Origin of the sequence: Chryseobacterium gilvum, from assembly GCF_025628965.1 — a bacterium.
GTDB classification, from domain to species: domain Bacteria; phylum Bacteroidota; class Bacteroidia; order Flavobacteriales; family Weeksellaceae; genus Chryseobacterium; species Chryseobacterium gilvum.
The window spans coordinates 492,556-517,543 of sequence record NZ_JAOTEN010000002.1 but is presented as its reverse complement, the minus strand read 5'-3'; the positions used below and the strand labels follow the sequence as shown (position 1 = coordinate 517,543).

25 protein-coding genes are annotated in these 24,988 nt (G+C 37.4%); 6 read left to right on the top strand and 19 right to left on the bottom strand.

Annotated elements, in window-relative coordinates:
• Positions 1-128 precede the first annotated feature (128 nt).
• From mutL to N0B16_RS09070, 6 genes are all read left to right on the top strand, one after another.
• On the top strand, positions 129-1,904 hold the full coding sequence (gene mutL, locus N0B16_RS09095) for a DNA mismatch repair endonuclease MutL (RefSeq protein ID WP_262990520.1): 1,776 nt from the start codon (positions 129-131) through the stop codon (positions 1,902-1,904).
• Between the two features lie 5 nt (positions 1,905-1,909).
• The gene (locus N0B16_RS09090) at positions 1,910-2,635 is read left to right on the top strand and encodes a rhomboid family intramembrane serine protease (protein ID WP_262990519.1); all 726 of its coding nucleotides are present in this window, start codon (positions 1,910-1,912) and stop codon (positions 2,633-2,635) included.
• A gap of 4 nt (positions 2,636-2,639) precedes the next feature.
• Complete coding sequence (locus N0B16_RS09085) at positions 2,640-3,629, top strand: endonuclease/exonuclease/phosphatase family protein (protein WP_262990518.1); 990 nt, start codon at positions 2,640-2,642, stop codon at positions 3,627-3,629.
• Positions 3,630-3,633: 4 nt separating this feature from the next.
• Positions 3,634-3,975 (top strand): hypothetical protein, encoded by a 342-nt coding sequence (locus N0B16_RS09080; RefSeq protein ID WP_262990517.1) that lies wholly within the window; start codon positions 3,634-3,636, stop codon positions 3,973-3,975.
• Between the two features lie 27 nt (positions 3,976-4,002).
• Complete coding sequence (locus N0B16_RS09075; RefSeq protein WP_262990516.1) at positions 4,003-4,377, top strand: hypothetical protein; 375 nt, start codon at positions 4,003-4,005, stop codon at positions 4,375-4,377.
• Positions 4,378-4,461: 84 nt separating this feature from the next.
• Positions 4,462-4,629 carry a hypothetical protein gene (locus N0B16_RS09070; RefSeq protein ID WP_262990515.1) on the top strand — a complete coding sequence of 56 codons (168 nt, stop codon included), beginning with the start codon at positions 4,462-4,464 and terminating at the stop codon, positions 4,627-4,629.
• 50 nt (positions 4,630-4,679) lie between these two features.
• Here N0B16_RS09070 and N0B16_RS09065 read toward each other — a convergent pair whose 3' ends face one another.
• The 19 genes from N0B16_RS09065 to mraZ all read right to left on the bottom strand — a co-directional run bounded on the left by N0B16_RS09065 (position 4,680) and on the right by mraZ (position 24,932).
• Positions 4,680-6,200 carry a GH3 auxin-responsive promoter family protein gene (locus tag N0B16_RS09065; RefSeq protein ID WP_262990514.1) on the bottom strand — a complete coding sequence of 507 codons (1,521 nt, stop codon included), beginning with the start codon at positions 6,198-6,200 and terminating at the stop codon, positions 4,680-4,682.
• 97 nt (positions 6,201-6,297) lie between these two features.
• Entirely contained in the window at positions 6,298-6,708 is a 411-nt protein-coding gene (locus N0B16_RS09060) for a BrxA/BrxB family bacilliredoxin (RefSeq protein WP_262990513.1), read from the bottom strand.
• 218 nt (positions 6,709-6,926) lie between these two features.
• The gene (locus tag N0B16_RS09055; RefSeq protein ID WP_262990512.1) at positions 6,927-7,373 is read right to left on the bottom strand and encodes a GatB/YqeY domain-containing protein; all 447 of its coding nucleotides are present in this window, start codon (positions 7,371-7,373) and stop codon (positions 6,927-6,929) included.
• Between the two features lie 120 nt (positions 7,374-7,493).
• Positions 7,494-9,383 carry a cell division protein FtsZ gene (gene ftsZ, locus N0B16_RS09050; RefSeq protein WP_262990511.1) on the bottom strand — a complete coding sequence of 630 codons (1,890 nt, stop codon included), beginning with the start codon at positions 9,381-9,383 and terminating at the stop codon, positions 7,494-7,496.
• A gap of 102 nt (positions 9,384-9,485) precedes the next feature.
• Complete coding sequence (gene ftsA / locus N0B16_RS09045) at positions 9,486-10,874, bottom strand: cell division protein FtsA (RefSeq protein WP_262990510.1); 1,389 nt, start codon at positions 10,872-10,874, stop codon at positions 9,486-9,488.
• A gap of 60 nt (positions 10,875-10,934) precedes the next feature.
• Entirely contained in the window at positions 10,935-11,909 is a 975-nt protein-coding gene (locus N0B16_RS09040; protein ID WP_262990508.1) for a cell division protein FtsQ/DivIB, read from the bottom strand.
• 106 nt (positions 11,910-12,015) lie between these two features.
• A complete protein-coding gene (locus N0B16_RS09035; protein WP_262990507.1) occupies positions 12,016-12,393 on the bottom strand; it encodes a GxxExxY protein in 378 nt (125 codons plus the stop codon).
• A gap of 109 nt (positions 12,394-12,502) precedes the next feature.
• Positions 12,503-13,858, bottom strand: a complete 1,356-nt coding sequence (gene murC / locus N0B16_RS09030; protein WP_262990506.1) for a UDP-N-acetylmuramate--L-alanine ligase — start codon at positions 13,856-13,858, stop codon at positions 12,503-12,505.
• 39 nt (positions 13,859-13,897) lie between these two features.
• Positions 13,898-14,368, bottom strand: coding sequence for a hypothetical protein (locus N0B16_RS09025; protein WP_262990503.1), 471 nt, complete (start codon positions 14,366-14,368; stop codon positions 13,898-13,900).
• 10 nt (positions 14,369-14,378) lie between these two features.
• Positions 14,379-15,482: an undecaprenyldiphospho-muramoylpentapeptide beta-N-acetylglucosaminyltransferase gene (gene murG, locus N0B16_RS09020; protein WP_262990501.1), complete on the bottom strand. Its 1,104-nt coding sequence runs from the start codon at positions 15,480-15,482 to the stop codon at positions 14,379-14,381.
• Positions 15,483-15,491: 9 nt separating this feature from the next.
• Positions 15,492-15,734: a hypothetical protein gene (locus N0B16_RS09015; protein ID WP_262990500.1), complete on the bottom strand. Its 243-nt coding sequence runs from the start codon at positions 15,732-15,734 to the stop codon at positions 15,492-15,494.
• An 11-nt stretch (positions 15,735-15,745) separates the two neighbouring features.
• Complete coding sequence (locus N0B16_RS09010) at positions 15,746-16,984, bottom strand: FtsW/RodA/SpoVE family cell cycle protein (RefSeq protein WP_262990499.1); 1,239 nt, start codon at positions 16,982-16,984, stop codon at positions 15,746-15,748.
• A gap of 22 nt (positions 16,985-17,006) precedes the next feature.
• The gene (murD, locus tag N0B16_RS09005) at positions 17,007-18,344 is read right to left on the bottom strand and encodes a UDP-N-acetylmuramoyl-L-alanine--D-glutamate ligase (RefSeq protein ID WP_262990498.1); all 1,338 of its coding nucleotides are present in this window, start codon (positions 18,342-18,344) and stop codon (positions 17,007-17,009) included.
• Positions 18,345-18,413: 69 nt separating this feature from the next.
• Positions 18,414-19,655 carry a phospho-N-acetylmuramoyl-pentapeptide-transferase gene (gene mraY / locus N0B16_RS09000; RefSeq protein WP_262990497.1) on the bottom strand — a complete coding sequence of 414 codons (1,242 nt, stop codon included), beginning with the start codon at positions 19,653-19,655 and terminating at the stop codon, positions 18,414-18,416.
• Positions 19,656-19,683: 28 nt separating this feature from the next.
• Positions 19,684-21,144, bottom strand: coding sequence for a UDP-N-acetylmuramoyl-L-alanyl-D-glutamate--2,6-diaminopimelate ligase (locus N0B16_RS08995; RefSeq protein WP_262990496.1), 1,461 nt, complete (start codon positions 21,142-21,144; stop codon positions 19,684-19,686).
• A 15-nt stretch (positions 21,145-21,159) separates the two neighbouring features.
• Positions 21,160-23,151: a penicillin-binding transpeptidase domain-containing protein gene (locus tag N0B16_RS08990; RefSeq protein WP_262990495.1), complete on the bottom strand. Its 1,992-nt coding sequence runs from the start codon at positions 23,149-23,151 to the stop codon at positions 21,160-21,162.
• Complete coding sequence (locus N0B16_RS08985) at positions 23,135-23,500, bottom strand: FtsL-like putative cell division protein (RefSeq protein ID WP_262990494.1); 366 nt, start codon at positions 23,498-23,500, stop codon at positions 23,135-23,137. Before N0B16_RS08985 ends, N0B16_RS08990 begins: the two co-directional genes overlap by 17 nt.
• A 56-nt stretch (positions 23,501-23,556) precedes the next feature.
• Complete coding sequence (rsmH, locus tag N0B16_RS08980) at positions 23,557-24,450, bottom strand: 16S rRNA (cytosine(1402)-N(4))-methyltransferase RsmH (protein WP_262990493.1); 894 nt, start codon at positions 24,448-24,450, stop codon at positions 23,557-23,559.
• 23 nt (positions 24,451-24,473) lie between these two features.
• Positions 24,474-24,932 (bottom strand): division/cell wall cluster transcriptional repressor MraZ, encoded by a 459-nt coding sequence (gene mraZ, locus N0B16_RS08975; RefSeq protein ID WP_262990492.1) that lies wholly within the window; start codon positions 24,930-24,932, stop codon positions 24,474-24,476.
• Between the last annotated feature and the right edge of the window lie 56 nt (positions 24,933-24,988).

The window sequence follows — 24,988 nt, the reverse complement described above, 5'->3', positions numbered from 1 at the left end:
AAATCAATCAGGAACTTATATAATTTTTGAAAGATAATAAAGTTCTTCTTTACTTAAGCTTTAATTCATTCTATTATTATTTTAATTCTTATTTGCTTTGACTATTTTTGTACGTTCATTTATTATTTATGTCAGATATTATTCAGCTTTTACCGGATCATGTAGCCAACCAAATTGCAGCCGGAGAGGTTGTGCAAAGGCCCGCCTCTATTGTAAAAGAGCTTCTGGAAAATGCCATTGACGCCGGAGCTTCAAAAATAGAGCTGATTATACGAGATGCCGGGAAAAACCTCATTCAGGTGGTAGATGACGGAAAAGGAATGTCTGAAACCGATGCGAGAATGGCCTTTGAACGACATGCTACCTCAAAAATAAGAGCCACAGAAGATATTTTTAAAATTGCCACAAAAGGTTTCCGCGGCGAGGCTTTGGCTTCCATTGCAGCGGTTTCTCAGGTTGAGTTGAGAACCAAACCGAAAGAGAACCCTTTAGGGACCAACATTTATATTGAAGGTGGGATTTTTCAGTTTCAGGAGCCTATACAAACGGCTGAAGGATCTAATTTTTTAGTGAAAAACCTCTTTTACAATGTTCCCGCAAGAAGAAAATTCCTTAAAAATAACAATATCGAATTCAGGCATGTAATTGATGAGTTTCAGCGGGTTGCCCTGGCTCATGAAAACCTTGAGTTTTCCATGTTTCATGATGATGATCCTGTATTTCGATTAAGAAAAGGAAGCCAGATGCAGCGTATTGTCGATATTTTCGGAAGAAAACTACAGCCGCAGCTGATTCCTATAAGAGAAGATATTCTGTGGTGTCAGCTTCACGGGTTTGTTGCAAAACCTGAAGGAGCAAAAAAAACCAGGGGCGAACAGTTTCTTTTCGTCAACGGAAGGTATTTTAAAAGCCCCTATTTCAATAAAGCCGTGCAGGAAGCGTTTGACGGGCTTCTTTTGCCGGGATATATTCCTACTTTTTTCCTGTATTTAGAACTGAATCCTGAGAAAATTGATGTCAATATTCATCCACAGAAAACAGAAGTAAAGTTTGAAGATGAGCATTTAATTTTTGCTTTAATCCGCTCTACGATCAAAAGATCGTTAGGAATCTACAATATTGCGCCAAGCCTTGATTTTGAACGGGATCCGCAGCTGGATGAGATCATGCAGAAAAGTTTTCCGAGCAAAGGCAATACGACCAGCATGAAAATGCCTGAAATTACCGTAGACCGTAATTACAATCCTTTTTCTGAAGAAAGAGAAGTCACCAAAACGGAAATTCATAACCTGACGGAAATGTATCATCAGAATATTTCTGCCGAACCTTCAAAGATCAATCTTTTTGAAGATGAAGATTTCGATGAAGATCTGATGCGTCTTCCCAACGGATACTGGCTGTTTAATAAAGGCGACAGAACATTGATGCTGGATCTGGGAAGGATGCACCGTCTTTTGGTGGCCGAAAACAATAAAAACACCAAAAAAGGCAATACGAGCCATGCTTTGCTCTTCTCTCTGGAATATCACATGAATGAAATTGAGAGAAATAAATATAAATCAATCAAAAAATACTTACCTGAACTTGGCTTCGATATGAAGATTGCCCATGAAAACGTGCTTCGTATAGACACCATTCCGGAAGGGCTGAAAGAAACCCAGGTAATGAAATTTCTGGAAAATCTTTTTGATATCCTGGAATATAAAACCGAAGAAGAATTTATGCAGTATTATCACAATCAATGGGCAAAAATACAATCAAAATCCCGATTTGATTTTATTTACAAACATGATGCAGAACAACTGATCAAAGACTTTACGGCACTTGGTTTCCCTGAGTTTTTACCTTCCGGAAAAAGATGCTTTTATGAAGTTCCCTTCAATGATTTTAAAAATAAATTTTAAAGAAGATGTTTAATACTATACCGCCAATTACCAGAAACCTGATTATACTTAACATTGTTGTTTTTATAGTATCATACCTATTTCCACAACTTGGCTATGTATTAACCGGGTTTTATCCCTTTTCTCCAAATTTTAAGTCATGGCAAATTATCACACATATGTTTATGCATGGAGGTATCGTACATATTGCTTTTAATATGCTCACCCTGTTTAGCTTCGGACCCATATTGGAGCAGTCTTTAGGCGGAAAAAAATATTTGATTTTATATTTTTTAAGTGGACTAGGCGCCTTTTTTCTTTTTAATGCATGGAACTTTATTGAAATTCAGAAATTAATATCGCAACTACAGGAAATGAACGTAGATGTTTCTGAGATTTATTCGAGATCAAATATCGGTGTTTATGGATATAGCGAAACCATATATTTAAAAAACCCGATGGCACGCCAATTATATGAAGGTTTAGCGGGAGGAATGGTAGGTGCTTCCGGAGCCATTTTTGGAGTAATTGCTGCATTTGCCACTTTATATCCCGAATCAAAAATCGGGATTATGTTTATCCCGATTCCTGTTAAGGTAAAATATGTGCTACCCATTGTCATAATCGTTTCAATTTATTTAGGAGTTTTTGGGAATTCCGGCGGCATTGCCCATCTCGCTCATGTTGGCGGGGCAATTGTAGGGTTTATCCTCGCCAGAATCTGGAGAAAACATCTGTACCGATTTAATTAAGCCAATGAAAATATTTCGCCTCATTCTTTTCATACTGCACATTACCCTGTTTTTTTTACTGTTGGGTGTTTTAATGAATGACTATATTCCGCCTAAGATTTTCGGGTGGTTTAATCTGCTTTCATTAGGATTTCCGGTGTTAATAATCGGGTACGTTTTACTTACATTTTTCTGGATTTTCTCCTGGAAAAAAAGAGCTTTTTTATTTATGTTTTTAGGTTTGTTTTTTTTAAATCCTGTGAAAAGATGGGTCAACTATTCTACGGAGAAAAAAGAAACTTCTAATTTTAAAATGATAACATTTAACGTCAAAGGAGGAAAGTTTGGAAAAAGCAAAATCGAAAAATTTATTCGTGATCAAAACGCCGATGTTGTTTTTCTTCAGGAAGACGGAGAGAATGAATATCAGTTGGGGGATATAAAACGAGACCACAAAATTCCTGTGATTTCGTTTTATTCCAGGCATAAAATTGTGGGTCATAAAGATCTGATTGTAGGTGAATATGAAGGGTTTAATGCATATTCTGACCAGACAGACATTGAAATAAAAGGCAAAATCTACCGTTTTATTAATACGTACCTGCAGCCTTTTAAGTTTGAAAAGAGCATGATGAAGCTCAACGGAAACGGCGGGCAAGACGAAGAAAAAATTAAAAATATTGTCCGGAAATTGATTCCGACTTTTAAGGCCCACCAGGAACAGATACAAATCATCCGGAAAAGCATTGATGAATCTCCTTATCCTGTAATTGTAGCAGGAGATTTAAATTCTGTCCCCAATTCTTATGAATATTATCACCTTTCCGAAGGATTGCAGGATGCATTCTTCGAAGCAGGAAGAGGCAGCGGGACAAGCTTTCATGATTACAAATTCCCTTTACGGATTGATTATATTTTTACTTCAAAAAGCATCAAACCCATTCATTATGAAGTAGACCGTTCCGTAAAATTATCAGATCATTATCCGGTAATTGCAGAATTTCAGTTAAATTAGTGGTATGAAAAATATACTCTCAATCGGTGGTATTGGTCTGTTTGTACTGATGTCTTGTTCAAAAAAAGAACCGGCCGCAGAAGACATCAGCGAAGAAACAAAACCCAGTTATGACACGGTTGCGGTAGATTCTTTTTCAAACGGTGCCATTTCCGTTGATGTCGCTAGACAAATCCGCATGTCTTCCCAAAAATATCAGGATTCTCTGAAAGAAGCAGAAAAAATGAAGCTGGAAGAACAGCGCATTCAGGAAGAGCTGGATAAAGAAAATAATAAGAAAAAGGAAGAAGAAAAGAAAAGCAAACAGGGGCAGCCTGTAAATTCTTCCACAGAAGACCCAAAATAAAATACTACATAATTAAAATACTACAATATGAAAAAACAAATTTTGGCAGCAACAGCTGTTTTGGCATTTTTAATGAGCTGCACAAAGTCTACGACAAAGATTGAAAAGGTAGAAAATCCGGACGGTACAACGACAACCACTACGGTTACAGAAACCCATTCCGGGTTGGTAGATACGGCAAAAGTAGATAAAGCAAAAAGCGATGTAAAAAATACGTTAGACAAAACGGGTGATAAGATAGATGAAACGGCAAAGAAAACAAAAGAAAACCTTAATGAGGTAGGAAAAGACATCAAACAAGGAGCAAAAGAAACCGGTAAAGATGTAAAAGAAGCCGCTGCAAAAGGGGCAGAAAAGCTGGAAGAAGGCGCGAAGAAACTGAAAGAAGATCTAAAAAAATAAATATCTCACAAATTTTTGGTCAAAACATAACATTATTCTCATAATAATTGTATATTAGAGTACTAAATTATCAAAACAATCATTATGAAAAAAGTAGCCACAATTAAAGCTAAAAAGCTGACCAGAGAAACGTTGAAAACAGTGGTCGGAGGAATTTATGTTCCAAAAGATGAAGACGACGGATGCGCATGGAATATGTGCAGAAATGCATTCGGAAGATGTTCCGTTTTTGCTTGTCCGGGATCTATTTAATGAAAAATTTAAACTTAACAAAAAGACTCACCTCAACAGTGGGTCTTTTTCTATGATTGGTTATTCAGTTCCAACAGAGGATCAATATACTCCCGGTCGTTGCTCAGACGCGGAACCTTATTTTGCCCGCCAAGCTTTCCTTTAGATTCCAGCCAGCCATAAAACAAATTAGGCTTCGCAACATGAATTACGGGTTTTTTCAGGGTAATATTATTATATCTTTTCGCTTCGTAATCAGAATTGATTGCTTTTAAATGCTGATCAAAAATATCGGTAAACTCTTCAAGATTTTCCGGCTTTTCACTGAACTCAAAAATCCATTCGTGTGCACCGCTTTCATTTTCTTTCATAAAAATAGGAGCTCCGGTGAAATCTGTAACAGCTGCTTTTGTCGCTTCGCAGGCTTTCGTAAGAGCAGATTCTACATTGGTGATCATGAGTTCTTCCCCAAATGCATTGATATAATGCTTTGTTCTGCCTGTAATTTTTATCCTAAACGGATTGGTAGAAGTAAACACCACGGTATCTCCGATCAGATATCTCCATAAACCGCCATTGGTAGTAATCACCATAGCATAATTTTTCCCGGTTTCCACATTTTCCAGGCTTATTACATTTGGATTTGAGGAATGAAACTGATCCATCGGAATAAATTCGTAAAAAATCCCGTAATCCAGCATGAGAAGCATCTCATCACTGTTGGATCGGTCCTGAATTCCAAAAAAACCCTCGGAAGCATTATAGATTTCGTAATAATTGATATTTTTCCCGATAATCTGCTTGTATTGATTTTTATATGGTTTAAAGCTTATTCCGCCGTGAAAAAAAACTTCGAGATTCGGCCACAATTCTGCGATATTTTTAACATCCGTTTCTTTTAAGACCCTTTGTAAAAGCACCATCATCCAGCTCGGGACACCCAAAATACTTCCTACATCTTCATTTTTCACTTCAGAAGTAATGGCTTTCAGTTTGCTCTCCCATTCTCCCATCAGAGAAACTTTTTTACTCGGCGTGGTGGTAATTTCTACCCAAAACGGAAGATTGTCGATCAAAATTGCAGAAAGGTCTCCAAATTTGGTATTGAAATCTGCATACAGTTCAGAGCTTCCTCCGAGACGCAGATTTTTATTGGTAAAAAGCTGATTTTCAGGATGATTATTCGCGTAAATGGAAACCATATCTTTTCCTGCTTTCATATGGCAATATTCCAGGCTTTCAGCGGATATGGGGATAAATTTACTTTTTGCGTTGGTTGTACCGGAAGATTTCGCAAAATGCTTGATATAACCCGGCCAGCTTACATCTTTATATCCCTGTCTCGCTCTTTCAACATAGGGTTCAAAATCTTCATACGTGACAACGGGAACTTTATTTTTAAAATCCTGATAACTCGAAATAGAATTAAAACCATACTTTTTACCGTATTCCGTATCTTCTGCATGAAACAGCTGAGAAAACAGAATCCCGTTTTGGGTTTCAATAGGATGATTCATAAAATTCTGTATCTGATCTATCCTTTGACGGATAAACCAATTAACTACAGTGTTGAAAAGTGCTTTCGTTGCCATTTCAACAAATATAATAATAATTGAATTTAATTACACTCAAAATAAAAAAACCGTCACAAATTTTGTGACGGTCTATAATAAAGTTTAATGCTTTTGATTAGCAATATTCATCATACGCAGCCTGAAGATTGGCAGCAATTGCTCCCGCAGGATTTCCTTCAATATGATGTCTTTCAAGCATATGAACCAATTCTCCGTCCTTAAAAAGAGCTACACAAGGTGAGCTTGGAGGAAACGGAGCCAAATGTTTTCTGGCTTCCGATACCGCTTCAGTATCAAAACCTGCGAACACAGTCGTTAAATGATCTGGTTTCTTATCTCCTGTCAAAGAATATACTACTCCTGGTCTTGCTGCTCCTGCAGCACATCCGCAAACGGAATTGATCACTAAAAGTGTGGTTCCGGATTGTTTTAAAGCATCTTCTACCTGTGAAGGAGTTTCTAAATCCTGGAAACCTTTATCTGTAAGTTCAGCCTTCATCGGCATTACTAAATCTGATGGATACATTTCTTATTTATTTTAATTGCTACAAATTTACGACATTCTTTATTTATATGTAATTTATAAAAGCTATTGATTCATTCAGAAAAGAAAATTATAAAAACACTCCATTAGCATAATAAAAGAAGCCCGGAATACATTCCGGGCTTCTTAATCAAATCGATATGCAAAGTTTGAATATCCTTTTTAACAGAGACTGAACTATAAAATCCTGTCTCAATACATTATGAAAGCAGTTTTTTGGCCATTTCAGAAATACTTTTCCCGTCTGATTTTCCGGCCAGGTCTTTTGACGCTGCTCCCATCACTTTGCCCAGATCCTTTACAGATGCTGCGCCTGTTTCTGCGATAATACGTTTTATCTCGCTTTCAAGCTCTTCAGGAGATAACTGAGCCGGCAAAAAATTCTCAATCACTTTCATCTGTGCTTCTTCCACTTCAGCAAGATCCTGTCTGTTCTGAGCGGTGAACTGCTCGTAAGAATCTTTACGCTGCTTGATCATCCTCTGCAGAATCGCAATTTCCTGATCTGAAGAAACTTCGGCTCCTAAAGATTCTGTTTTCAACAATTGGATCTGCGCTTTCACCGCGCGTAATGAGTCTAAAGCAACTTTGTCTTTTGCTCTCATCGCCGTTTTTATCGCTTCGTTTATGGTAAGTTCTAAACTCATTATCATTTAATTTAACAATGTATCAATGTAACAGTTTACCAATTGAGATGCTCCGACAAGCTCAATATAACAAGTTCGAGATTGTTACGTTGGTAAATTTTTACACTATTACATTATTTATTAGTCTACGTCTTTATTTAAAAACCTGTTTTCTCTGATCTGCATATTTCCGTTGTTATCAGACAGATAGGTATTGATATTCTGATCTGAAGAATTGGCTCCGTCGATGGAAATATTTTTTCTTTTAAAAGCAGGTACAGATTCAAACTCATTGGCATGATCAAAATTCTGATAGCGAGAATTGAATTCTTTCAGCTTATTTCTTCTCTCTGAAACTCTTTCCTGATCTGCCACTTTATTTACAAAAGTGAATTCATTTTCTGCCGTTTTCGGAGTTTCAGTTACAATTTTGCTTTCAAAAGCAGGTTTTTCTTCTGTTTTTGGCTCGCTTTCAAAAACTTTTTCTTCTTTTTGGAAAGGCTTTTCACTGATTGAAGGGGATACCTCAGCTTTTGGCTGCTCAAAATCTGAAATCGGCTCATGAATCGGCTCATTTACGAAAAAACTGAATTCTACAGGCTTTTCTTCAGAAAACGAACGGTCAAAATCTTTTTTGTCTTCATTTTCTTTTTTGTTTTCAAAATCAAATGAGAAAGACTGGATCTCAAGATCGTTGGAATCATCTTCGTAAGAGAACAGACTCATGGCTTCGTCCTGAGCATTGTCGTCGTTTCTCCAGCTTTGAACAGCGTTATCTATCGTATCCTCCTCTCTGTCAGAGAATTTTATTTCCGTTTTTACATCTTCATCTTCGATTATCATTTTTTTTTCAGAGAACGCTGCTTTAAACTGCGGAGCGGATGAATCTTCATCATCCAATCTGAAAAGATTTTTATTTCCAAACTCATATCCCTGTTCCGGAGTGACCTCTCTTTCGTCTCTGGTTTTAAACGGAGATGCTTTAGGGTTTTCCAAGGCATCATTTAATCCTATTCTGATTTTTTCCGTAGGCCCGGAAAATTTTTGATTGTCATTTGAGAAACCGGTAGCAATAACCAAGACGCTTACTGCATCTCCTAATTCTTCATCTGCTCCAACTCCGAAAATAATATCTGCGGTGTGGCCTGCTTCTTTCTGGATATAATCCATGATGATTCCGATCTCATCCATTGTAGCTTCTTCCGCGCCGCTTCTGATCAGCAATAAGACGTTTCTGGCCCCTGTAATTTTGTTGTCGTTCAATAATGGGGAATCCAGTGCTTTTCTTACGGCTTCTTCCGCTTTGTTTTCTCCGGAAGCCATTCCTGTTGACATTAAAGCGGTTCCTGAATTCTGAAGTACAGATTTTGCATCTCTAAAGTCAATATTAACATCAAAATAACCGGTAATAACTTCCGCCATTCCTTTTGCAGCATTGGTTAACACCTCATCGGCTTTAGAAAACCCTTGCTTGAATCCTAAATTCCCGAATTGCTGTCTCAGCTTATCATTATTGATTACAATTAAAGAATCAACATTATTTCTTAGTTTTTCTAATCCCAATTCTGCCTGCTCCAGTCTTCTTTTCCCTTCAAAACTGAAAGGAACCGTCACAATCCCTACGGTAAGAATTCCCATGTCTTTAGCCACTTTTGCAATGACAGGCGCAGCACCGGTTCCGGTTCCGCCACCCATTCCTGCGGTAATAAACACCATTTTGGTATTTTGCCCCATTGCGGCCTTGATGTCTTCAATACTTTCAATAGCGGCTTTTTCACCTACTTCAGGATCTGCACCTGCACCCAATCCTTCCGTAATGGTAACGCCCAACTGAACCTTGTTGGAAACCGGATTATTGTCTAGCGTTTGCGCATCTGTATTGCAGATCACGAAGTCTACCCCGTGAATTCCTTTTTCGTACATGTGTTTCAGCGCGTTGTTTCCGCCGCCGCCAACACCGATTACTTTAATGATTGAAGAATTTCCTTTTGGCAGATCAAATGAAAACCCCTGTGTTCCTATATTTTCCATGTTTATATTTTTAATAATTGATAATTGATGAATGATAACTGATGAATGACTCATAACCTGTAATGTGATTATCTATTATCATTGATCTTTTATCGTTTATATTTATTCTACTTCTTCAAAGAATTTTTTTACTTTTTCCATAAGTGACTGCCCGAAAGTCAGCCTTACTTTTCTCTGCTGCTGTTCCGCCGGAGTTTCATATTCCTGAGCCTGCTGCTGATTCACTGTCGGTTGAGCATCATTTTGGGCTGTAGGAAGCTGAGCTGCAGATTCTTGTGGAGCATCAAATTCAATTTCTGCTTCTTCATTCACAGAAACTGTTTTTTTATCCCTGATTTTTAAACTTTCCATCAGCAAGCCGATAGAAGTTGCAAATTCCGGACCTTTCAGATACTGGTTTTTGTCATTGGCAATATACTCATTTGCAAAACCGATTCTGCTGTCAAATCCGGTGGTATAATTGGCCAGCTGACGAAGATGTTTCAGATTGGAACCTCCCCCTGTCAGAACAATTCCTGCGATCAGCTTTTTCTTCTGTTCGAATGCTCCGTACGCTTTTAATTCTGTATTAACCATTTCCAGGATTTCCTCAACTCTCGCATTGATAATCTGAGCTAAGGTTTTAAGAGAAATCTCTTTATCCGGTCTTCCGTGAAGCCCGGGAATGGTGACAAAAGTGCTGTCTTTTTCCAGTTCCGGAACCGCAGATCCGAATTTAACCTTCAGCTGCTCTGCATGCTTTTCTATAATGGAGCATCCTTCTTTGATGTCTTCCGTAATAATTCCGCCTCCGTAAGGGATGACGCACGTATGACGGATGATGTTGTCTTTAAATATGGCGATATCGGTCGTACCGCCACCAATGTCTACAATGGCAACTCCCGCTTCTTTTTCTTCTTTTGTCAAAACGGCTTCAGAAGATGCCAAAGGCTCTAAAGTAAGCGCTTCCATTTCCAAGCCGGCTTCTCTAACGCATCTTGCAATATTTCTGATGCTTCCCATTTGTCCTACAACCACATGGAAATTAGCTTCCAGACGTTTCCCGTGCATTCCTATCGGTTCCTGAATTTCCCCTTCGGAATCTACTTTATATTCCTGCGGAAGAACATGAATGATCTCTTCTCCCGGTAACATAACCAGTTTTTTTACCTGATCTTTCAGGGCTTCTATATCGTCATCTGTGATAAAACGATCCGGATTTTCACGCATTATATAGTCTGAATGCTGCAATGAGCGAATGTGCTTTCCTGCAATACCTACCGTAACTTTGTGAATAGGAACTCCTGCGCTTGATTGTGCTTCTGCAATCGCGGCCTTGATGGAATTGATGGTTTGTGAGATGTTATTCACAATCCCTTTATGAACTCCGAGGCTTTTAGCTTTACCAACACCGAGAATTTCTATCTTCCCGTGTGCATTCCTCCTTCCGACAATGGCGACAATTTTGGTTGTCCCGATGTCAAGACCTACTGAATACTCTTGATTTTCCATTGTTTTTATATCGATTTGATTTATTTATATAATTTATTCTTTTCTAATAGATTAACCTGTCTATTCTATTTTAACCTTTGCTTTGGTTTTTGATTTTGCAACCGGTGTTTTCTCCGGCGTTTTTTTCTTTTCTTTTGGCTTTATCGTAGTTTTCGGTTTACTGATTACTTTTGGTTTCACAGCGGCCGTATTTACTTTTCTTGCAACCACCGGTTTTGAACCGGCAATGGCATTTGTCCTGACGATTGCTTTTACCGGTGTTTTTGCAAATTCCTGGTTTCCTGCTTTTAAAATACTGTCGTTTTCTTTAAAATAAGGATTCAGGGTGGTTACAATCTGGTTCTGATATTTTACAGAAACCATGCTGTACTTTTGAGGATCCTGAAATACCAAATACTTTTCTACAAATGTTTTAAAGCCTTTCACTTTTAATTCGATCTGATCAAGGTCTCCAATTTCGACTTTGTAATTGCCTTCGCTTGTGAGAAGATTATAGCTGTCTTTATATTTTGAAATACCTATAAAATATTTTTTGCTGAAATCGTCTTTATCGATTTTTTCTACTAATTCTGCCAGTTTTTGATATTCATTTCTCTTCACATCTCCTGTAACGAGCATACATGGATGGGAATAGGTTTTAGAGATTGGAAATTCTGTTCCTTTCTCGTCTACATAAAAGTCTTTCCCGTCATTATTAAGCCTGAAAACCGGAACTCTCTGTTTAATATCCAAATTCAGTTTTCCGTTAAGGTTGAGATAAACATTGGCGCTGTCGACAGCAGGAAGAGCGTTAATTTTCTTTTCCAGCTCAGGAATATTGAGATCACCTACTTTACCTGAAGGATTTTCTTTGTTGACAATTTCTTTGATGTCTTTTTCATCAATAAAATAGACCGGTGTTTTTTCGTTCATTTTTACAGAAATTTTATTGTCCGTAATCTTCTGACCACTGAATTTCTTCAACGAGAAGCTCAGCAGGAAACCAAGAATGATCACTGTGACGGCAATTTTTAATATTCTGTATTTATTTTTCATTTTATTTTTAACGTCTTTATTTTTAGCGCTATGATCGCAAAGCTTCTTTTACGTAGCAGTTTGTTATTTTTGTTCGCAAAGGCGTTTCACTCAGCTAATTCATTTATTATAGTTTATTGACAACTCTCTTTACACCATCTTTAAATAAGGTAGAATGAAAATTTAAAATCATTCCCAACTTCATTTCAGTAATTCTCAAATAATTTAAAAGCTGAAAAAAATGATAATTATTAATTTCCGGAACTGCTTTTATTTCAATAATCACTTTGTTTTCAATTAGCAAATCTATCCTAAATGCTTTTTCAATTACTAAGCTCTCATAATTAATTCCAATATTTTTTTGACTTTCAACACTAATTCCACTGTTTTTTAATTCATAGATTAAACACTGTTCATAAACATTTTCATAAAGACCAACTCCCAGTTTACGATGAACTTTCATTCCTGCATCAAAAACTAAATTTGAAATTTCATTCTCCGTCATTTGTGTTTAATTTAAAAAATTATTTTCAGCTTTCATTTGCTAAGTGAAACGCCTTTGCGAACTAAATTTATGCTCTAAGATAAATTTCATTGCGTTCGTGACGTCAAAATCATTTCCCAAGCCATTCATTAATAGGATCATATAGTGTATCTATATTTCCTGCTCCTACTGTTAATAAGATATCAAAATCTTTTTCTTTTATTTTTTCAAAAGCAGAAGACAGACCTGAAATTTCTTTTTTATCTAAAGTCACTTTCTCTAATAGCCAATCTGAAGTAATGCCTTCAAAATTTTCCTGCAGCTCTCTTGCGGGATAAATATCCAGTAAAATCAGCGCGTCAGAATTGCTCAGGCTTTCTGCAAAACCCTCTGCAAAATCTCTTGTCCTGCTGAATAAATGAGGCTGAAACACCACCAACAGTTTTTTATCCGGGTAAAAGGTTTTAATTGAGCCCACTACTGCATTAATTTCTGTAGGATGATGCGCATAATCATCAATATAAATCTTTCCGTTAGGATATATATGTTTGGTATATCTCCGTTTGATCCCTTTGAAATTGGCAATCGCTTTTTTAAGAGTTTCAAAATCAACACCCAGATTATGAAGAATCGCTAAGGCAACCGTCGCATTTTCAACATTATGAATTCCCGGTGTTTCCCATACAAAATCTTTGACAGTCTCTGTCGGCGTATGAAAATCGAAGTAGATCTTATCATAATCCATCCGGAGATTATCTGAATAATAATCTGCCTTTTCGTTGACCGCATATGTTTGGTGATCTCTTCCGATATCAATTCCTTTTCTTACAAAAAGCTTTTTATCTTCCGGAACCAATGCTGCAAATTGTCTGAAGCCTTCTTCAATGGTATTTTTATCTCCATAAATATCGAGATGATCTGCATCGGTGGAGGTGATAATGGCCCAATCCGGTGAAAGCGTAAGGAAGCTGCGGTCATATTCATCGGCTTCAACCACTGAGTAATCTGTGCCGTTGTATAGAAAATTTGATTTGAAATTCTCAGAAATCCCCCCTAAAAAGCATGAAAAAGGCAAATCGGCTTCTTTACAGAGATGGGAAATCAAAGTTGATGTGGTCGTTTTTCCGTGCGTTCCGGCCACCGCAATGCAATCTGTGTTTTCGGTGATCAACCCTAAAACTTTTGCTCTTTTTTTGACTTTAAAACTTTTTTTGTTGAAATAATCTAAAATATCCAGTTTTTTGATGGCCGGAGTATAAATGATTAGAGTGCCTTCTTTTTGAAGAGACGTTATTTTTTCATCAATCAGATCTTCAAAAACAATATCAATGCCCTCACTCATCAATTGCTGAGTCAGTTTGGTGTTCGTTTTATCGTAGCCCACAACCGTTTTGCCCAAAGCATGAAAATAACGCGCTAAAGCACTCATCCCGATGCCTCCGATCCCGACGAAGTAAAATGTATGATATGTTTCTAATTTGTTCATTGATTGAGCCTAATCTATTTATTACTGAATTATTTACTATTATTTATAATCAAAAATTTTTTCTTTATCCAATTCATATGCATCTCCTTGATATAAAAAGAATTCCAGAATGGCATCATCTAAAGTTTCATACGTAAAACCATGGGTCATCCAGAAGTAATACTGAAACCCTACCGCATTTTGTTCAGGCAGATAATCTGCTTTTATCATCTCCAGAGTATTAATTTCATTGATCAGGTGATCAATTTTATCTCTGCTTATACCTTTGTTTAAAAGAATATTTACATTCATATTAAGGTATTTTTTCCCGGCGTCAATGTCAATAAAAAGAGTCGCTTTATCTGTATTGGCAATTTTGATAAAAGTTTCTGTCTGCTCCAGAATTTCATATCCTTTATTTTTCAAATGAGTCGCAAGACCTGAAACCTTGAAATCTGCCGGTTTTACCAGTGTTTGTGCATTAAAAGAGCAGGTAAATATACATAACAGGATAATTATACAAATTTTCATTTTCATAGGATCAGCTGTTATAGTTATTTAAAATCTCGTCCACAATTTCCTTTGCTGCATTGGGTTTTGCAAAATACAGCAGGTTTTTAGACATTTCTTTTCTTACACTTTCGTTTTCACATATTTCAGATAACGTATTCCAGAATTTTTCATCCATTTCAGCATCTTTAATCATTCTGGCTGCATTTTTTTCCACAAGATTCATGGCGTTTTTTGTCTGATGATCTTCTGCCGCATACGGAAAAGGCACCAGTAAAACCGGCTTTTGCGCTACCGCCAACTCAGAAATAGCGATTGCCCCCGCTCTTGAGACGATTACATCTGCCGCTGAATACGCCGTTTCCATATCTTTTATAAATTCTAAAATCTGAATATTGTGATGGTCTGTATTTTTTGTTTCTTCTATAATGTCCTGATAATCCGTTTTCCCGGTTTGCCAGATTAATTGATATTCTTTACCAATAAATTCCTTCAGTTGTGATCTCCATGCATTATTTAATGTTCTTGAGCCTAAAGAACCTCCTATCGAAAGAATGGTAATTTTGTTTTTATCCAGACCCATTTTTTCTTTTGCATCGGCTATATCCCGCATTCCTGAAATGATCGTTGAGCGGATAGGATTTCCCAGAAACTTTATTTTTTCAGCAGGGAAACCTTCTACTTTCGGATATGCTGTAAAAACCGCTCTTGCTTTTTTGCTTAAAATTTTATTGGTCACGCCCGCATAAGCATTCTGCTCCTGTATAAAAATCGGGATTCCCAGTTTATTGGCTTCGTATAAAGCCGGCCCGCTTGCAAAACCACCGGTTCCTATGGCAAAATCCGGAGCAAAATCCCTGATAATTCTTCTGGATTTTGATAAGCTTTTTAAAATCTTAAAAGGCAATCCTAAATTAGACAGCAAATTTCCTCTGTTGATTCCTGCAATGTCGATTCCTTCAATTTTATACCCTGCCTGCGGAACTTTTTCCATTTCCATTTTTCCGTTAGCCCCGATGAACAAAAACTCTGCATCAGGAAATCTTTTTCTGATCTCATCTGCAATAGCGATCGCCGGGAAGATATGTCCTCCCGTTCCGCCGCCTGATAATAGTATTTTTAGTTTTTTGTTCATGACATCAATTTACGCAGTAGGTTGATTTTCGATCAAATCAATAAATTCTACATTCACTACAATTTCGTTTTTACCGTCAACCTTCTTTTCCGATATATTTTTTATAGTATACATCGCATCTTTAAGCTCTATCACTTCACCAACTTCTAACCTAAAAGTTTCAAGAAAACTGACGATATTTTCGTTTGTTTCAACCACCATAAGGTGATCTGAATTTTTATCATCGATGAATGTAATTTTTCTTATTTCCATTTGTTTTTGTTTTAGGCGATATCGTTTATTTCGGCTATGCTTTGTCTTTTCCCCATTCCTTCTTCATCATATATCTGAATTCTTGAGCTTATATTTAATATGATACCCAATTGTAAATATGTTACCAACATAGAAGTTCCTCCGTAGCTTATCAATGGCAATGGCTGTCCCGTTACAGGAATCAGATTGACAGCGACGGCAATATTTACCGCCAATTGGATAAAAATCATGACTCCGAGACTCAAAACGAGCAGTGAACCAAAAAAAGCGGGCATTTTGCTGGCAATCATGACAATTCTGATGATCATGATTAAATACATACTGATTAAAAATATGGCTCCAATGACTCCGTATTCTTCAACGATCACGGCAAAAATAAAATCGGAAGCAGATTGCGGAAGCATTTGCTTCAATGCACTTTTTCCGGGTCCCATTCCGGTAATTCCACCATGAACGATGGCCGCTTTTGCCTGCATGACCTGATAATTTTTAGCCTTTACACTTTCGTCATTTACGTCGGCTGTTTTTGCTTTGCTTGAGGTAAAGGTTTCTACACGGCTCATCCATGTATGAACACGGTTCCCTCCTATTAAACTCGTATTCAGTGCGATAATTAAAAATAAAACGATCGCAACAAAAGAAGCTGAAATAAATCCTGCAATGTATTTCCAGTGCAGCTGACCGATTACCAGAACAATAACCGAAACCATTAAAATCATCAGCGCCGTAGAACCGTTATCTTTTGCTACCAAGACAAAAACAAGCAAAATAGGCCCGAAAATGTAAAGAATGTTCTCAATCGGAAGCCGTTCTCTTGTAATTTTTTTGGTTAAATATCTGCAGAGATAGATAATCAGCATTAAAAACGCAAAGGACGAAGGCTGAAATGAAATGGGTGTTCCCGGAATTTTCAACCACCTTGAAGCACTTGCTCCATCAATGGTCTGTCCTGTAAACATAGTGACAATCAATAAAATAACCATTAAGCCCAACAAAATACTGCTGAGTTTTCCGATGTATTCGTACTTGACAGTTCCGACCAGTCTCATAATTCCCAATCCTAATACGACAAAAAACATGTGTTTAATCACGTGACCTGTTGTAGTTCCGTTATTGACTATATATTCCAGATTCGAACTTGCAGAATATACCGGAAAAATAGAGAAAATGGAGATCACAAGAATGACCATCCAAAGCACTTTATCGCCCTTTAGAAATTCAAATCTGTTTTCTGTTTCTTGTTCGCTCATACTATTTACTGTTAGCTTCCGGCTATTGGCCATTAGCTTTTAAAACCTGCTCTTTAAACTGCCTTCCCCGGTCTTCATAGCTTTTGAAAAGATCAAAACTCGCACAGCATGGAGAAAGCAAAACCGTGTCTCCTTTTTTCGCCATTGATCTTGAAATTTTTACCGCCTCTTCCATGCTTGAAGTATCATAAATAAACTCTTTTTTATCTTTAAAGAAGTCTATAATTTTCTGGTTGTCAAGCCCTAAACACACAATTGCTTTTACTTTCTTTTTGACTAAATCTTCAATTTCAGAGTAGTCGTTTCCTTTATCTTGTCCGCCAACGATCCAGACTGTGGGTGTTTTCATGCTTTCTAAGGCATAATATGTTGCATTCACATTGGTCGCTTTACTGTCGTTGATAAATTTTACTCCGTCAATTTCAGAAACAAATTCTAATCTGTGCTCTACCGCCTGAAATGTCATTAATGAATTTCTGATGCTTTCATTATTGATTTCCAGAATTTTACCGGCAATAGAAGCTGCTAAACTGTTGGCTACATTATGGTTTCCCATTAAAGACAATTCTTTCAGCTTCATAGAAAATTGATCTTCCAGCTTTACAATCAGCTGCTCATCTTCAATAAAACCTCCTTCATTCAGCTTTTCTTTGGTTGAAAAAGGGATCATTTTCGCTTTGATTTCAAATTTTTCCAGAATATTTTTACTCATTTCGTCATCTTTGTTGTAGATGAAAAAATTATCATTCTCCTGATTTTCTGCAATTCTGAATTTTGCCATTGCATATTCTTCATAATTGTAATTGTACTGATCCAGATGGTCTTTAGACAAATTCAATAATAAAGAAATATACGGCCTGAAATTCTGAATGTCATCCAGCTGGAAAGAACTCACTTCCAAAACATAATATTCATGGTTTTCATCGGCAACCTGCTTTGCAAAACTGTACCCGATGTTTCCGCCTAAACCTACATGTAATCCGTCGTTTTTCAGGATGTAATAGATTAAAGAGGTGGTCGTTGTTTTTCCGTTGCTTCCGGTAATGGCAATAATCTTGGCATTGGTAAATTCTGAAGCAAATTCTATTTCCGAAGAAATCCTGATTCCCTTCATCTGAATTTTATGAATCATATCTGCCTTTTTGGGAATTCCGGGGCTTTTTACGATCCAGTCTGCATTTAAGATTCTTTCTTCATCATGGTTTTCCTCTTCAAAATCAATTTCATTATCTGTCAGAAACTGCTTGTAATGAGGCTTGATGGCTCCCTTATCTGAAAGAAATACTTCCAGACCTTTCTTTTTTGCCAAATAAGCAGCACCACAACCACTCTCTCCTCCTCCTAAAACAACTATTTTCATTTTTTTTACTTTATGCAGTAATGCCATACACTTTAAGCAATGCTTATCGTTTACAGCCTACCGCTAATTCTATCTCATCTTTAATGTAATGAGACATACGATCGCTAACATTACACCGATAATGATCATCCTGTTGACAATTTTACTTTCGTGAAAACCATCTTTCTGATAATGATGATGTAATGGAGACATTTTAAACAATCTGTTATTCTGGGCGTACTCTAACCCAAATTTTCTTTTTCTGTATTTAAAAACTACAACCTGCAGCATTACCGAAATATTTTCGATCAGGAAAATTCCGCATAGCACAGGAATCATTAATTCTTTTCTTAAAATTACCGCCAAAACGGCAATCACCCCACCCAACATCAAGCTTCCCGTATCGCCCATAAAAACCTGCGCCGGATAGGTGTTGTACCAGAAAAACCCGATAACGGCTCCTACCATTGCGACGACAAAAATCGTGGTTTCACCCATATTGGGAAGGAACATGATATTAAGGTAATCTGCAAAGATGATGTTCCCTGAAACGTAGGTGAAAAAGGCAAGCGTCAGTAGAATGACGGTGCTGGTTCCGGCAGCAAGCCCATCGATTCCGTCTGTGATATTGGCTCCGTTTGACACGGCTGTTACGATGAATATAACAATCGGGATGAAAACGATCCATGCCCATTCGTGAGCGTCTTTATCATTCATCCAAAAAAGGATTCCGCTGTAATCAAATTCATTGTTTTTAGCAAAAGGAACCGTAGAAACGGTAATCTTTTCTGTAGGCATAAAATTCTGTTCTACATTATTCCTGTTCACCACTTTTGCATCTGCATATTTTCTTTTAACGGTAATATCGGGATGAAAATACATGGTCACTCCGATGATTAACCCTAAACCCACCTGTCCTACAATTTTGAATTTCCCGCTTAAGCCATCTTTATTTTTCTTGATTTTCTTTAAATAATCGTCTATAAAACCAATCGCCCCCATCCAGATAACGGTAACCATTAAAAGTACAATATAAACATTGGTAATCCTTGTAAAAAGCAGTACCGGGATCAGTGTAGCAATGATAATGATGAAACCTCCCATCGTAGGTGTTCCCTCTTTTTGTTTCTGGCCATCTAAACCCAGATCGCGAACCAACTCGCCCATCTGTTTCCCTCTCAAGTAATTAATGATGCTTTTCCCGTAGATAAGAGCAATCGTCAAAGACAGTAAAACAGATATTCCTGCACGGAAGGAAATATATTTCATCATCCCTAATCCCGGAATGTGAATTCCCTGACTCGTTAAATATTCGTATAGGTAGTATAGCATTCTACTTGGTTTGGTTTAGTTTAGTTTTTTATTTGCTCATCATTTTCCACAGTTCATTGATGACTTCCTTATCGTCAAAATGGTGCTTTACACCATTGATTTCCTGATAATTTTCATGGCCTTTTCCGGCAACTAAAACAATATCTTTCGGTTCCGCGAATTTGATAGCCATTTTTATTGCTTCCCTTCTGTCAGGAATTGAAGTGTATTTGCTGAAATTCTGGGGTTCAACGCCTGCTTCAATTTCTTTGATAATCTGATTCGGATCTTCCGATCTTGGGTTGTCTGAAGTGATGATGGCCAAAGTTGATTTCTTTGACGCAATATTTCCCATTTCAGGCCTTTTTGAATGATCTCTGTCGCCTCCGCAACCGAAAACCGTGATCAGTCTTTCATTTTTTGTTCTGATATCGTTAATGCTGTCTAACACATTTTCTAAAGCATCCGGAGTGTGCGCGTAATCTACAATAAAGAAAATTCCACCATCCGATTTAAAGGTTTCAAATCTTCCGGAAACTCTTTTTAAGATGCTGATTGCCTGGAGAATTTCGTCTTGCTGAAAACCTAGTTCAGAAGCAATTCCAAAAACCAAAAGCAAATTATAGACATTGAATTTTCCGGTAAGGGTTGTCCAGAACTCTTTTCCGTTAAAATACAAAAGCATCCCGTTGAAATCTGCTTCCAAAATTCTTCCGTGATAATCTGCCATCGTCTTCAAAGCGTAGGATTTTTTTTGAGCCTTCGTATTCTGAAGCATCACATTGCCGTTTTTATCATCAATATTTGTGATAGCTATTGCGTTTTCATTTAATTCATCAAAAAACCTTTTCTTCGTTTTCAAATATTCATTAAACGTTTTATGATAATCTAAATGATCGTGTGTAAGATTGGTAAAACCTGCGATTTTAAAAGTCAGGCCTTCAATTCTGTTTTGGGCAATCCCGTGAGAACTTACTTCCATAAAAGCAAATTCGCATCCTTCTTCAACCGCCTGCGCCAAAATTTTATTAATTGTAATTACATCCGGTGTCGTATGTGTTGCCGGAATGATTTTGTCTCCGATTCTGATTTCTACTGTGGAAAGCAAAGCAGAATCGTACCCTATATTTTTAAATACATCAAAAAGCAAGGTTGAAACAGACGTTTTGCCATTGGTTCCTGTAACTCCAATGAGTTTCAGTTTCTGAGACGGATTTCCATAATAATTAGACGCAAGATGTCCTAACGTTTTAGAAGAATCTTTTACTTTGACATACGTTATATTTTCGGTAAAGCTTTCAGGAAACTCTTCACAAACAATAGTTGTTGCGCCTTTTTCAATCGCTGCTGTGATAAATGAATGCCCGTCTGCAACGGTACCTCTGATTGCAATATAAAGCGTGTTTTCAGAAATTTTCCTGCTGTCAAAAACCAATTCGGAAACCTCACGGTTGTTCTCACCGTAAATTTCCAATACCGGAATTCTGTTTAAAAGATCAATTAACTGCATTTCTTTACGCTTATTTTAATTTTGCAGAGACAAATAAATTCTCTGGTTTTTACTGATGATAGTTCCTTCAAGCGGAAACTGCTCTTTAATTCTTCCCACTCCTTTAAAATCTACACGATACCCTAAATTTTCGAGTTGCGGGATGATATTTTTACCAATTAACCCCACTACACTTGGCATTTGCTTGTTGTGAACGGCCACTTTTACGTTGGGTTCCACCATTTTATTCAGGTTTACCTTTCGGTCTACCAACATTTCTTTTTCTACATTCTGAGGGGTTTTCAGGAAAGTTTTTCCTGCAATTTCTTTAAAAACCGGCGCTGAAACTGTTCCTCCGTAAAATCCTTTTGCTACGTTTGGCTCACTGATCATAACGTAACACGTATATTTTGGGTTATCTGCCGGATAAAATCCTGCGAATGATGCTCTGTATTTCATTGGACCGGGCAACCAGTATTCAAATCTTGCGGTTCCGGTTTTCCCTGCCATTTTCAGGTTGGGCGTAAAAATGCTTCTTCCTGTCCCTTTTTCTACAGCCTTGGTCAAAGCACTGGTCATCATCTGAATGGCTTTTTCAGAGGCCATTTTTTTAACAATCACTTCTTCTTTGGCTTCAAAAATGGTTTTGCCATCTTTCATTATTTTATCAATGAAAAGTGGTTTCAGCATTTTTCCCCTGTTCGCAATCCCGTTGTAGAAAGTCGTTAACTGTAATAAATTAATATTTGAGGCATACCCGTAAGAGATTGAAGCTAAGGTTGCTGCATTCCATGATTTGCTTTTTGGTGTTAAGATTCTGGGTTTTGTAATTCCCGGAAGCTCAATATCCATTTTATTAAAAAGTTTCCATCTTCTCAGGTGGTCAAGAAAAATTTCCGGCTTTTCTGCATAATATTTTGTGATGAGCTTTGCCGTTCCTACGTTGCTTGACTTTGCCAAAACATCGCTGATTTCGTATGTTCCGCCGCCGTGGCCATCAGAAATTTTTTGTTTTGCGTAAACCCAACTTCCGTTTCCTACGTTAACGGTTGTATTTTCATCAATAAATCCGTCATCCATTGCGGCTAAAAGCGAGATGGTTTTAAAAGTTGAGCCCGGTTCTATATTGTCTTTTAAAGCATAATTATAGGCATCTTCATACACTCCGGGTTCAGTTTCTCTTAAATTTACCATTGCCCGCACTTTTCCGGTTGCCACTTCCATGACAATCACAGTTCCGTGTTTTGCTTCAAAATTGATGAGCTGCTTTTCTAAAGCTGAGTGGGCGATATCCTGAATCCTGAGATCTAAAGTCGTATACACGTCCTGGCCGTCGGTAGGTTCTTTTACTTTCCAGAAATCGATAGGTTTCCATTGTGAAGAGTTAACTCTCTGCTCCAGTCTTTCTCCGTCAACTCCGGTAAGATATTTTGAAAATGCCCCTTCGAGGCCGGATTTAAGCCCGCCGTAATCCATCCCGATTGTTCCGGCTCCGATTTCTGAAGTGGCAAGTTCTCTCTTATAATTTCTGTCGATGATAAACCCTCCTTTATTTTTTCCTCTTTTAAAAATCGGAAATTTTCTGATTCGGTCATACTGATCAAAATCTAGCCCTTTTACCAAAGAATAATATTGGTTTTTCTTTTTTCTCTGCTCGTCAAATCTTTTTCTGAATTCTGCTCTCGGCTTACCAAACATTTTGCTTAAAGAATCTGTAAGCGGACCGATGTTATTGGTGTACACGGTGTCTTTCATGGTTTTAAAATCAAGAAAAACATCGTAGCGCATCACCGTGGTTGCCAAGATAGAACCGTCTGATGCATAGAGGTTTCCGCGTGCCGCTTTTAAAGTCGCTGTGCGGTAATTGTTGTTGATGTAATCATCTTTAATCTCCTGAACATTGGTATTCTGAAGGATGACAATTCTGGTGATAAAGAGCACGAATACGCACAGAGCCCCTACCGCAAAAAGGTAGCCCCATCTTAACGTTCTTTTACGTTTGTTATCGTATTCATTTTGCTTTTGCATCTGTACTGTCTAATTTTATTAAGAGTTTGTGAGGATGGCTTTCTAACGTCATTAAAGAATCGGCGGCAACTTCTTTCCCCAGTTCAGATTCCATTTTTACTTTGATCAGCTTACTTTGCGCGTAGGCATTTCTGGATTTATATTCTTCTGTCTGCTCTTTGAGGGCATTTACAATTTTAATTTTTTTATTGACTAAATGATTGGTAAAGATCATGGCCATCATGAGTACAAAAATCAACAGGAAAAATTTGTAGTGGGTTTTCAACTCATCACGATTCAGGAAATTTCCTTTTATAATATCTATAAAAGTGAGTTTCTTCTGAGGACGGTATGTTGGTTTCTTTGCCACGATTTTATTATTGATTAAGATTATGAATGCAACATCGTTGATCAATTATTTATCTGTTATAACTTTATTCCTGTTCTCATTTTAGCACTTCTTGCTCTTGAGTTTTCTTCAATCTCTTTATTGTCAGGTATTATTGCTTTACTTTTAACAAGCTCAAAAGTTTTTTGATAATTCCCGAAAATATCTCTTGCCGGCTCGCCTTCAAACATTCCATTTTTTAAAAATCTCTTTACCAAGCGGTCTTCTAGAGAGTGATAAGAGATCACCACCAGTCTTCCGCCCGGCTTCAAAACATTGTAAGACTGCACCAGCATTTCTTTTAAAACCTCAAGCTCCTGATTGACTTCAATTCTGATAGCCTGAAACAGCTGTGCATAAAATTTATTTACTTTATGCGGCGGCAAAAAACTGAACAGTTTTTTCAGGTCTTCCGTTGTGTTGATGCTTTTATTCTTTCTATGATGAATAATATCTCTGGCCAGTTTCCGGGCTTCTCTTAATTCTCCGTAGTAATAAAAAATATCTGCAAGAGCCTCTTCTTCATATTCATTGATCACCTTTTTGGCATCAAGACTCTGCATTACATTCATTCTCATATCCAAAGGCGCATCGCTTCTGGTAGAAAACCCTCTTTCTGCCTGATCAAACTGGTGAGAAGAAACGCCAAGATCTGCCAAAACCCCGTCTACTTTTGCAACTCCGTACATTAACAGGGAGTTTTCCAGGAACCTGAAATTCTGATTGATAAGGGTAAATCTCATGTCATCGAGCGTATTTTTCAACGCATCAAGATCCTGATCAAACGCGTATAGCTTTCCTTTTTCTGAAAGTCTGCTGATGATTTCTTTAGAATGCCCTCCTCCTCCAAACGTGCAGTCCACATAGATTCCGTCAGGATTTGTCACCAAATCATCTACACTTTGTTTCAGTAAAACAGGGTTGTGATACATTCTTTAATATTGCGTTTAGTTTATTATTCTTCACTCAAAGTGCCCATTACATCTTCCGCAAGACTGGCAAAATCTTCCTCATTAATAGCAATTACTCCTTCGTAAGCATCTTTATCCCAGATTTCAAAAAGCTCTCCTGCACTTGTAATCACAATTTCTTTCGTTAAATCTGCAAAATGGGTAAGATCTTTTGAAATCTGCAGTCTTCCTGCGCTGTCGAGCTCTACTGTTTTTACACCTGCCGTAAACATTCTTATAAAATCGGCATTTTTCTTAATGAACCTGTTGAGCTTATTGATTTTTTCCATCAGCTTATCCCATACTTTCATAGGATAGACTTCCAGGCAAGGCTGAAACACGGAGCGCTTTACCACAAAGGTTTTATCCTCAAAGTTTTCCATCTGCTTGATTAGCGATGACGGTACTTTAAGGCGACCTTTGTCGTCTATTTTACACTCATATGTTCCAATGAAATTTCTCATTTGGGACAAAATTATACAAAAAATTCTAAAACCTCCCACTTTTTCCCACTTTTTGA

What these genes read in the sequence shown, in the direction of transcription:
- N0B16_RS08995 (WP_262990496.1), bottom strand. Translation starts at nt 21,144, where the DNA reads ATGCAGTTAATTGATCTTTTAAACAGAATTCCGGTATTGGAAATTTAC.
- mraY (WP_262990497.1), bottom strand. Translation starts at nt 19,655, where the DNA reads ATGCTATACTACCTATACGAATATTTAACGAGTCAGGGAATTCACATT.
- N0B16_RS09025 (WP_262990503.1), bottom strand. Translation starts at nt 14,368, where the DNA reads ATGAAAATTTGTATAATTATCCTGTTATGTATATTTACCTGCTCTTTT.
- N0B16_RS09010 (WP_262990499.1), bottom strand. Translation starts at nt 16,984, where the DNA reads ATGAGCGAACAAGAAACAGAAAACAGATTTGAATTTCTAAAGGGCGAT.
- murC (WP_262990506.1), bottom strand. Translation starts at nt 13,858, where the DNA reads ATGAACAAATTAGAAACATATCATACATTTTACTTCGTCGGGATCGGA.
- N0B16_RS09035 (WP_262990507.1), bottom strand. Translation starts at nt 12,393, where the DNA reads ATGACGGAGAATGAAATTTCAAATTTAGTTTTTGATGCAGGAATGAAA.
- N0B16_RS08990 (WP_262990495.1), bottom strand. Translation starts at nt 23,151, where the DNA reads ATGCAAAAGCAAAATGAATACGATAACAAACGTAAAAGAACGTTAAGA.
- N0B16_RS09090 (WP_262990519.1), top strand. Translation starts at nt 1,910, where the DNA reads ATGTTTAATACTATACCGCCAATTACCAGAAACCTGATTATACTTAAC.
- ftsZ (WP_262990511.1), bottom strand. Translation starts at nt 9,383, where the DNA reads ATGGAAAATATAGGAACACAGGGGTTTTCATTTGATCTGCCAAAAGGA.
- N0B16_RS09015 (WP_262990500.1), bottom strand. Translation starts at nt 15,734, where the DNA reads ATGGAAATAAGAAAAATTACATTCATCGATGATAAAAATTCAGATCAC.
- N0B16_RS09055 (WP_262990512.1), bottom strand. Translation starts at nt 7,373, where the DNA reads ATGAGTTTAGAACTTACCATAAACGAAGCGATAAAAACGGCGATGAGA.
- mraZ (WP_262990492.1), bottom strand. Translation starts at nt 24,932, where the DNA reads ATGAGAAATTTCATTGGAACATATGAGTGTAAAATAGACGACAAAGGT.
- ftsA (WP_262990510.1), bottom strand. Translation starts at nt 10,874, where the DNA reads ATGGAAAATCAAGAGTATTCAGTAGGTCTTGACATCGGGACAACCAAA.
- N0B16_RS09040 (WP_262990508.1), bottom strand. Translation starts at nt 11,909, where the DNA reads ATGAAAAATAAATACAGAATATTAAAAATTGCCGTCACAGTGATCATT.
- N0B16_RS09060 (WP_262990513.1), bottom strand. Translation starts at nt 6,708, where the DNA reads ATGTATCCATCAGATTTAGTAATGCCGATGAAGGCTGAACTTACAGAT.
- N0B16_RS09080 (WP_262990517.1), top strand. Translation starts at nt 3,634, where the DNA reads ATGAAAAATATACTCTCAATCGGTGGTATTGGTCTGTTTGTACTGATG.
- N0B16_RS09065 (WP_262990514.1), bottom strand. Translation starts at nt 6,200, where the DNA reads ATGGCAACGAAAGCACTTTTCAACACTGTAGTTAATTGGTTTATCCGT.
- rsmH (WP_262990493.1), bottom strand. Translation starts at nt 24,450, where the DNA reads ATGTATCACAACCCTGTTTTACTGAAACAAAGTGTAGATGATTTGGTG.
- N0B16_RS09085 (WP_262990518.1), top strand. Translation starts at nt 2,640, where the DNA reads ATGAAAATATTTCGCCTCATTCTTTTCATACTGCACATTACCCTGTTT.
- N0B16_RS09075 (WP_262990516.1), top strand. Translation starts at nt 4,003, where the DNA reads ATGAAAAAACAAATTTTGGCAGCAACAGCTGTTTTGGCATTTTTAATG.
- murG (WP_262990501.1), bottom strand. Translation starts at nt 15,482, where the DNA reads ATGAACAAAAAACTAAAAATACTATTATCAGGCGGCGGAACGGGAGGA.
- murD (WP_262990498.1), bottom strand. Translation starts at nt 18,344, where the DNA reads ATGAAAATAGTTGTTTTAGGAGGAGGAGAGAGTGGTTGTGGTGCTGCT.
- N0B16_RS09070 (WP_262990515.1), top strand. Translation starts at nt 4,462, where the DNA reads ATGAAAAAAGTAGCCACAATTAAAGCTAAAAAGCTGACCAGAGAAACG.
- mutL (WP_262990520.1), top strand. Translation starts at nt 129, where the DNA reads ATGTCAGATATTATTCAGCTTTTACCGGATCATGTAGCCAACCAAATT.